Below are 7,353 nucleotides of genomic sequence, written 5' to 3' on the forward strand. Positions count from 1 at the left end.
ATGATCAACCAGGAACTCGGCGAACCCTTCCGCCGCGACGCAATGAAAAAACCCGTCGCCGTCGCAGGTATCGCAGCCGAAGACATGGCACCCCAAGCCGAGGCGTAACCAACCGCAACTATCCGGATCAAACGTGATCCGGATAGTTGCGGACTAGGCCTATTGGCCACTCGATTGTGACAAAGGAAACAAGATGCAGGCGTTAAGTGCATCCAAGTCGCCCTTGGCTTGGGCAAAGTCTTTCGTGCAGAAAAACGGGCACGGAGTCCTAGTATCCGTGGTTGTGGCGGTCGCCGCCAAATTCTTGTCAGAGCACTACGGTGCTCCAGCGATGCTGATGGCGCTTTTGTTGGGCATCGCCTTTCATTTTTTGTCCGAGGAGGATGCAGGTGGGTGTCGCGCCGGTATTGAATTCACTGCGCGCACGGTATTGCGGTTTGGGGTTGCGCTATTAGGAGCTCGGATTTCGGTTGAGCTGATGATGAACCTCGGCGCCGACTTGATTGTGGTTGTTATCGCAGGGGTAATCTTGACGATCCTTTTTGGTCTTGTTGGTGCACGGGTGCTTGGACGTGGCTGGCGGTTCGGTGTGCTGACAGGGGGATCGGTTGCGATCTGCGGTGCATCAGCAGCAATGGCTTTGTCGGCTATTCTGCCCAAGAACGAGCAGTCGGAACGCAACCTGATCTTCACGGTGCTCTCGGTTACAGTATTATCGACTGTCGCTATGATCGCTTACCCGATCCTGACTGAGGCCTTTAATTTCGACGACGACATTTCGGGCGTGTTCCTGGGCGGAACAATCCACGATGTGGCGCAGGTTGTGGGCGCGGGTTTTTCGGTTTCCGATCAAACGGGTGAAGTCGCCACATTGGTCAAGCTGATCCGGGTCGCGATGTTGGCCCCAGTTGTTCTGGTAATCTCGTTTGTGGTGCGGCGCTACGCAGAGTTTAACGAAGAAGACGGCAAGCGTCCTCCTATCCTTCCGATGTTTGTGGTCGGTTTTTTGATCTTCGCCGTGATGAATTCGATGGGATTGATCCCTGAGGTTGTCTCGTCGGCAATGGCAAGCCTCAGCCGCTGGGCGCTGCTTATCTCAATTGCTGCGGTCGGTATGAAAACGTCACTCAAGCGGATTCTGGATGTAGGTGGACAGGCGATCGCTTTGATCGTGGCCGAGACCGTCTTTATTGCAGTGCTTGTGTTGGTGGGGGTCTACTTTGTGCACTATTAATTTCCGGCCTGATACCGTCAGGCTGGAGAACTGTTAATCTGGTTGTAATTTGGTCCATTCCGACCTACTGACAACTTCACCTCGGGGTGCGTGGCCTGCCGCGCTGAGATGCCTTTGGCGAACCCGTTGAACCTGAACCGGCTAGAACCGGCGGAGGGAAAGGTAAAGGTTTCATCCATCCTTGCCCTCTCGCCGCAATGGAGGATGACATGAAACATCTGATGATTGCTGCGGGACTTCTGAGCGCAACTGCGGCCGCAGCGGCTGATAAACCTCAGCTAACCGTGTACACTTACGACAGCTTCGTCTCGGACTGGGGTCCGGGCCCCAAGGTTGAAGAAGCCTTTGAGGCTGTCTGCGACTGTGACTTGAACCTTGTTGGTGTCGAGGACGGCGCGGCTCTTCTGTCTCGCATACGGCTTGAGGGTGAGAACTCGGACGCAGATGTGGTGCTGGGGTTGGATACCAATCTGATCGCTGCCGCCAAGGAAACCGGCCTGTTCGCAACCAGTTCGATCGCTGCCGATTATGCTCTGCCGATTGAATGGTCAGACGACACCTTTGCGCCCTATGACTGGGGTTATTTCGCATTTGTTCATAACGCCGACGCCGCAGCCCCTGCCAACTTTCGCGAACTGGCGGAGGGGGATACCAAGATCATCATTCAGGATCCACGTTCATCAACGCCCGGTCTTGGGCTGCTGTTGTGGGTGAAGGCAGCCTATGGTGACGAAGCTTCTGATATCTGGGCAGGGCTTGCAGACAATATCGTGACCGTGACCAAAGGCTGGTCCGAGGCCTATGGGCTGTTTCTGGATGGCGAAGCGGATATGGTTCTCAGCTACACAACATCCCCTGCTTATCATCTGATCGCAGAAGATGACGCAAGCAAGGTTGCGGCGGCCTTTGACGAAGGTCACTATATGCAAGTTGAAGTCGCAGCCAAGCTGGCAGGTACTGACCAACCCGAACTGGCAGACCAGTTTCTTGAGTTTATGGTCTCGGATACCTTTCAACAGATCATTCCTACGACCAACTGGATGTATCCGGCAGTGACCCCGGCGTCGGGTCTTCCCGAAGGTTTTGATACGCTGATTACTCCGGAAATTTCGCTGCTCTTTAGCCCCGAAGAGGCTGCAGAAGTGCGGGATCAGGCGCTTGCGGAATGGTTGGGCGCGCTCAGCCAGTAAGCCCTTGGCTTGGTGTCGGTGCGGCGGCTCTGGTCGCTGCGCTGATACTGGGCACGCTGGCCGCAGTGGCCCTGCGTGCAGAAACAGCGGGCGGATTCGGCCCAGCTGACTGGGCTGCTTTGCGTTTTACGTTGATTCAAGCGGTGCTGTCTGCGGTGTTTAGTGCTGCCTTGGCCATTCCGGTAGCGCGTGCGCTTGCCCGGCGTAGATTTGCGGGCCGTAGGGCGCTGATTGCACTGTTAGGCGCCCCCTTCATCCTGCCGGTAATCGTCGCGATCCTTGGTTTGTTGCAGGTTTTCGGTCGGGCAGGGTGGGTTTCCGATGTATTGGGGCTGTTTGGTCTGCCGCCCTTGCGTATTTACGGGTTGCATGGCGTGGTTCTGGCGCATGTATTTTTCAACCTACCTTTGGCAACGCGTCTGATCCTGCAGGCATGGCAGGAAATCCCCGCGGAACGATTTCGTCTGGCCGCCCAATTGGGCTGCGACGGTATGGCGATGTTTCGGTTGATCGAATTGCCGATGTTAACGCGCATTCTTCCCGGCGTATTGGCTGTTATCTTTGCGATCTGCCTGACAAGCTTTGCAGTAGCGCTTACGCTCGGAGGGGGGCCGCGCGCAACAACAATTGAGCTCGCGATCTATCAGGCATTCACCTACGACTTTGATCTCGGTCGTGCTGCACTGCTTTCCGCATTGCAACTGGTTCTGACTGTTATCGCAGCACTGGCAGCACTCAAGTTTTCGCATGGCGATGGGTTTGGTGCAGGCTTGGACCGCGCCATTCGCCGTTGGGACGGCGGTGTCCCGGTCCTTGATTTGTTTTGGATTGGGGCTGCAATGGCATTCCTTCTACTGCCACTGGCGGCAGTTGTTATTTCCGGTTTCGCAGGACTGTTTGAAATGCCGATCTTGGTGTTTCGCGCCGCGTTAACCTCGATTTTGGTTGCCACGGCTAGCACGGTTGTCTTGTTACTGGTTGCACTGCCGATGGCCATGGCCGTTGCAACTGGGCGGTACGGAATCGTGGAACTCAGCGGTATTCTGGGGCTGGCGGCCTCACCTTTGGTGATTGGAACGGGCTTGTTCATCTTGATCCGTCCGATTGCTGATCCTGCGACATTGGCGTTGCCAGTGACAGCAATGGTAAACGCCGTTATGGCCCTGCCGTTTGCACTGCGTATTCTGGTGCCAGCTGCGCGGGATGTGGTAGCGCGGTATGGGCGGTTGGGCCTGTCTCTGGACATGAACAAGAGAACATTCTTCGTTCGCGTTCTGCTGCCTCGCATGCAACCGCAAATCCGATTTGCGGCTGGACTGTCAGCTGCATTGTCGATGGGTGATCTTGGGGTAATTGCTCTTTTCGCCGATCCACAGATCGCAACACTTCCGTTGCAAATCTATCGCCTGATGGGCGCGTACCAAATGCAGGCCGCAGCCGGAGCGGCGTTGTTGTTGTTGGTCCTGTCAATGGGGGCTTTCTGGCTGTTGGACCGCGGAGGGCGACTGCATGCTGAAACTTGATGGGTGCGTGATCAAAAACGGAAACTTTTCGTTAAAGGCCGATTTCACTGTCGAAACTGGCTCGAGCGTGGCCATTGTCGGTCCATCCGGCGCGGGAAAGTCGACATTGCTGGAGGCAATTGCCGGGTTTCGAGAACTCCAAAACGGTCAGATATTATGGAATAGCGAGCGTATATCCGACTTCGCTCCGGGCAAACGCCCACTGGCGATGCTGTTCCAAGATGGTAACCTTTTCCCGCATCTAACGGTCGAACAAAATATCGCCTTGGGCCTACGTCCGAACGGGCGTTTTACGTCGGAAGTCCAAACGGCAGTTCAGAATGCGTTAGCGCGCGTTGCGCTGCCCGGAATGGGCGATCGAAAACCCGCAGAACTGTCCGGCGGTCAACAAAGCCGGGTAGCATTGGCCCGAGTACTTGTGCAACGCCGTCAGCTTTTGCTGCTGGACGAACCTTTCGCGGCATTGGGGCCAGCACTTAAGGCCGAAATGTTGGACCTTGTCGCCGGTTTGGTGGCCGAAACGGGAACCACCCTATTAATGGTCAGCCATGACCCACAAGACGCGCGCCGAATTGCCGACCAGACTATTTTTGTGGCTGACGAACGCGCACATCCACCCGCGTCTACGTCAGACTTGTTCGAAAACCCTCCACCCAGCTTACGTGACTATTTGGGGGATGGGCACATAGGGGGCTAAACCCGGCTTTATCGCCCCCAAGCTGCTCTGGTTTAAGAACTTAACCAAATGCCAGAGCAAAGACTCTTGGCAAATTTGGCAAGATTACATTCCCTAAAAATCAATGGACTCACTACGCTGTCTTGCCACAGGGTTCACTCATGTGCACCCGTTTGAGCAGAAGGTTGACTGATGAATAGTTTTGTAAAACCCGCGCGCTGGAATGACCCAAAGCGAAAGCTTTTTCCGCAACAAGTCGGTTTCACATGTCCACCATTCGATTATTGCGCGGCGCCGTCTGATTTTATTCGCATGGCGCCGGAAACGGTAGGGGTGCACGGCCGCATGTTGCATGTGCCGGGCTATCAGCATGGGCTGGACCAGCGCAAAAAGAACTTTGGGCTGCTTGAGGAATTTGTCGAATGCATGTCGCTCAACAACGCCGACGTCTGTGGGCAAGTGGGGTCCAACTGGGTGCATGCCAGCGGCTTGGGTGTTGAGGGAATCCGACAGCATTGCGAAATGCTCAGCGACAAATACGAAACGCCTTTCCACATGGCGGGTTATGCGATGGTCGAGGCATTGCGTGAAATCGGCGCCGAAAAAGTGGCGCTGAACGCGTGCTACCATCCTGCCTCGTGGTATCAAGGCACAGTCGGGTTCCTTCAGGAGGCCGGCTTTGATGTGGTCTGGGCAGGAAATTTCTATGATCAAGGATGGTTCAAGACGCAGAAGGAAGTTGACGATTGTGTCTGGTGTTTCGACGAAGAACTGATCTGGAAGTCCTTTGACTACACTGCCAGTAAGGCGCCCAATGTGGACGCATTCCTAATTAACGGCATGTCCAATTACCGCCGCCCAAGTGACGGGATTGCACGCCGTCCGGTACATCACACCGCAGAGCTGGAAAAACGACTGGGTAAGCCTGTAATTGGGCACGATACCGCTCTGTATTGGCGTTTGTTCAAAACGCTGGGCTTGGCGCCCACTTCATACCACGGTCAGCTGCTGGCTACGCTGGAAACATAGCTTGTCTTAAAGTCAGCACGCCATCCGAAACTCTATGGCATCGCCATCATTTTCTACGCCATCGTGCCAGTGATCCGCCTGACCGATCCGGGCATGTGTTTGGTCGACTAAGATGTCATCGACGCCGCCAATGCCTTTGGTATGTCACCCCGTCAGAAACTGTGGGGAGTAGAATTGCGGCTTGCGTTGCCCAACATCATGGCAGGAGTTAACCAAACTATCATGATGAGACTTGCAATGGTGATTATAGCATCATTGGTCTCGGCGCCGGGCCTGGTGTTTTGGTGCTGCGCAATTTTTGCAACCTTTAGCTGGGAGTGGCCTGATCGCCGGTCTGAGTATCGTTCTGTTGACCATTGTGCTGGATCGCGCGTCCTAAACAGCGACAATCAGGTCGGCGTCCTGAACATGAAAGATTTGGTCCGCGCACTTGTACCAACGCACGTCGATCAAAGATCCGTAATGTGGCTTGCGGAGTACAGCCCGGCGCGCGCTTTAGCGCGTGAGCCGGGCTTCCGACGGGGCTTACTTGCGGTTATGGAAGATGAACCCAATGAAATTTAGCAACAACTGAGCGGCCAGTATTTGGGTGCTTTCAGTTTGGTCATAGGCCGGGGCCACTTCGACCAGATCTATTCCGACCACATCGCCGCGTTTACTCAGGCCCTGAACGATTTCCAGTACGTCGTAATACTTAAATCCACCGTGGCTGGGCGTACCCGTTCCGGGTGCAATCGAAGGGCAAAAAGCGTCGATGTCTATCGTCACGTAGTAGCGCGCGCCTTCCGGTATGCGCTCCAAAACACCATCGGTTCCCAGCTTGCGCACCTGCCTGACCGACAGAATATCCGACCCTCGTGCGCGCGCATCTTCGTAGCCTTCCTTTGCCGTCGACGACACGTTGCGGATGCCGAGCTGGGTCATGCCCGAGACATATTCCTTTTCAATTGCTCGGCGCATTGGGTTACCATGACCTTCGGTAACTCCTTTGCGTTCATCGACAAAATCCAGGTGCGCGTCGATCTGGACGACGTGGATAGGACCATTCCTTGAGCAGTCTTCTTCAAAAGCGCGGATGCAAGGTATGTTGACCGAGTGGTCTCCGCCTATCGTCACAGGCAGAGCGCCAGCATCCAAAATCTTCTTCACACCATATTCGATGCTCGCGTGACTTTCCTCGGTCTTGGTGTGGATGATATCGGCGTCGCCAAGGTCGACGATACGCACGTCTTCGCCCAAATAGGTCGCGTCATCCTCGTGGTCATAGGCACCTGCATGACCAAAGCTGAACAAAGTCGACGCCTCGCGCACAGCCCTGGGGCCAAACCGGGCACCGGAGCGGAACTGGCAACCGAAATCGAATGGCGCACCTAGGATGGCGACGTCAGCGTCGATTTCATCCCAATTTTCGACATACCGTTTTTTGCCAAAAGTCGCGATGCCTACAAATGGCAGATTCAGACGACCAGACTCATACCCGTGACCCGACATGGTTTCTCCGTTTCTTATTGGCTATAGACTTGTTTCAGCACGAACTGTGCGAGTTTAGCAAAGGAAAATCAGCAGCCAGGCGACGTTCAGGAAGATGATAGGAAATACGGGTACTTCGCATGTCGCTTGCGCGCTTATCAGTGTGCGCAAACAGGGTTATGTTCACTGCGGCTGCACAGGCCGAATGACACAAGGAATTTGAGTATGAAG

6 protein-coding genes, 1 pseudogene and 1 riboswitch are annotated in these 7,353 nt (G+C 54.9%); of the genes and pseudogenes, 6 read left to right on the forward strand and 1 reads right to left on the reverse strand.

Features of this window, described 5'->3' with window-relative positions; genetic code table 11:
• Positions 1-193: 193 nt before the first annotated feature.
• The 6 genes and pseudogenes from ACR0L3_RS20455 to ACR0L3_RS20480 form a co-directional block, all read left to right on the forward strand.
• Complete coding sequence (locus ACR0L3_RS20455; RefSeq protein WP_480747641.1) at positions 194-1,234, forward strand: YeiH family protein; 1,041 nt, start codon at positions 194-196, stop codon at positions 1,232-1,234.
• A 72-nt stretch (positions 1,235-1,306) separates the two neighbouring features.
• Positions 1,307-1,411, forward strand: a riboswitch (TPP riboswitch).
• A gap of 32 nt (positions 1,412-1,443) precedes the next feature.
• A complete protein-coding gene (gene thiB, locus ACR0L3_RS20460; protein WP_480747642.1) occupies positions 1,444-2,424 on the forward strand; it encodes a thiamine ABC transporter substrate binding subunit in 981 nt (326 codons plus the stop codon).
• Entirely contained in the window at positions 2,400-3,947 is a 1,548-nt protein-coding gene (locus tag ACR0L3_RS20465; RefSeq protein WP_480747643.1) for a thiamine/thiamine pyrophosphate ABC transporter permease ThiP, read from the forward strand. Before thiB ends, ACR0L3_RS20465 begins: the two co-directional genes overlap by 25 nt.
• Positions 3,934-4,644 (forward strand): thiamine ABC transporter ATP-binding protein, encoded by a 711-nt coding sequence (locus ACR0L3_RS20470; protein ID WP_480747644.1) that lies wholly within the window; start codon positions 3,934-3,936, stop codon positions 4,642-4,644. The genes ACR0L3_RS20465 and ACR0L3_RS20470 overlap by 14 nt, the downstream gene beginning before the upstream one ends.
• 171 nt (positions 4,645-4,815) lie before the next feature.
• A complete protein-coding gene (locus ACR0L3_RS20475; RefSeq protein ID WP_480747645.1) occupies positions 4,816-5,652 on the forward strand; it encodes an aspartate racemase/maleate isomerase family protein in 837 nt (278 codons plus the stop codon).
• A gap of 12 nt (positions 5,653-5,664) precedes the next feature.
• A pseudogene (locus ACR0L3_RS20480) lies at positions 5,665-6,031 on the forward strand (ABC transporter permease subunit); the annotation flags it as partial.
• A gap of 146 nt (positions 6,032-6,177) precedes the next feature.
• Here ACR0L3_RS20480 and speB read toward each other — a convergent pair.
• Positions 6,178-7,143, reverse strand: a complete 966-nt coding sequence (speB, locus tag ACR0L3_RS20485) for an agmatinase (RefSeq protein ID WP_480747646.1) — start codon at positions 7,141-7,143, stop codon at positions 6,178-6,180.
• Between the last annotated feature and the right edge of the window lie 210 nt (positions 7,144-7,353).

This window comes from Ruegeria sp. CK1, from assembly GCF_056536545.1.